The 1,448-nt window shown below is 44.5% G+C and carries 2 protein-coding genes; one reads left to right on the top strand and one right to left on the bottom strand.

Annotated features, from left to right (window positions below):
* Positions 1–27: 27 nt before the first annotated feature.
* Positions 28–474, top strand: coding sequence for an integrase core domain-containing protein (locus CF651_RS31720; protein WP_342746639.1), 447 nt, complete (start codon positions 28–30; stop codon positions 472–474).
* Positions 475–904: 430 nt separating this feature from the next.
* Here CF651_RS31720 and CF651_RS31715 read toward each other — a convergent pair.
* Positions 905–1,448, bottom strand: a 544-nt coding sequence (locus CF651_RS31715; protein ID WP_144029152.1) for a transposase, incomplete at its 5' end; no start/stop codon positions are given.

The raw sequence follows: 1,448 nt of genomic DNA, 5'->3' as shown, positions 1-1,448 counted from the left end.
AAATGTTTATAAGGGACATATCTGAGAATGGGCAAGGGGTTTATGTACTTGTTCAACATCATCGATTGGTACAGCCGCAAAGTAATCGATTACGAGGTGTCCAATACACTCGAGAAGGGTTTTGTTTTGACGTGCCTCAAACGTGCATTCAGCCGCTGCAAACCAGAGATCATGAACAGCGATCAGGGCTCTCATTTTACCAATGCGGATTACCTGGAATTGTTAGAAAAAGAAGGGGTACAGGTATCAATGGACGGCAGAGGCCGGGCAACGGATAACAGCCGAACAGAGCGGTACTTTCGGTCGCTCAAGTATGAATGTATCTTCCTAAATGAATTTGAAGACCCTCGCGCGCTGCGCAAAGGGATAGCTCATTATGTCCAATTTTACAATCATGAACGCCCCCACCAGTCTCTTAATGGGGCTAAGCCTGTACAATTTTACACGCAAAAGCTAGAGCAACTGGCATCCTAAGGTAGTAGATTACGAGATGGGAGGACATAACTTATTCCTCGTAAAATCGTGTCTTGACACTGGGGAGCATTACACACTCCCATTGGAGTTTTTCGAGTAGAGTCGAAAAACTCCAATGACTACTCTAACGGAATTGTCTCAAAATCTAAATGGGATTGGAATACACCTTATTGTTAGACGCTTACCATGAACCGACGCTATAGCATATACATCATTATCTATAGGAACTAATGAAATTGCTGTAAATACCAATGTAAGCGATTTCAAAAAAAACGCAATTTGACAAATTTTATAAATGTAGTTATCCATTTAACCAAAAATACTATATTACCACGAAAAGGTAAAGAAATAAATCTCTTCGTGGTAATATTATATATAACTGGGATCATTATAGAAGACTACTAATTAGGGCTTGCTGAACAATTGCCCCCTAGGCTAATTGTGGCAGCAAGCCTCGACGAAGCAGCCATCGAAAAATAGATAAAAAGAGAAGCCGTAGCTTCCGCTCCAGATTCATGATCAGCAACTGAAGGGCGATGACCGTTTCGCTCGTTTCACGAAGGCGTGCTCGAATACGCCCTAGACCATAGGCGCGTTTTCCTTCTCCAAACTTGCCTTCGATGGCGTTGCGTTCAGCAGCATCTTGCCTGGCGATGATTTTGTCTTGTTTGTTTTCTTTCTTCGGCCGGCCCAATTGTGGTCCGCTGAGTCGAATGCCCCGTGCTTTGCAGAAGGCCAGATTCTCGCGATTTCTGTAGATCTGGTCGGCCAGTACCGCTTCTGGATAGTAAGCATGCCGCGCATAGTACGTTTCTACCGCATGTTGCAAGGTCGTACATTCATTGAAGTTGTCCCAGGAAAGCTTCTCCATCCGCGCATAGCCAGAACATAGACTGATCGCTATCTTGGCCCCAAACTCAACAGGCGCATTCACTTTTCCTCGTACGATGGGGCGTACATGTGGCTGAAACAAG

The sequence above is a fragment of the Paenibacillus rigui genome, from assembly GCF_002234615.1.
Taxonomy (GTDB): domain Bacteria; phylum Bacillota; class Bacilli; order Paenibacillales; family NBRC-103111; genus Paenibacillus_S; species Paenibacillus_S rigui.
Note: the sequence above shows the minus strand (reverse complement) of the source record. Positions and strands in the feature narration are given on the sequence as shown.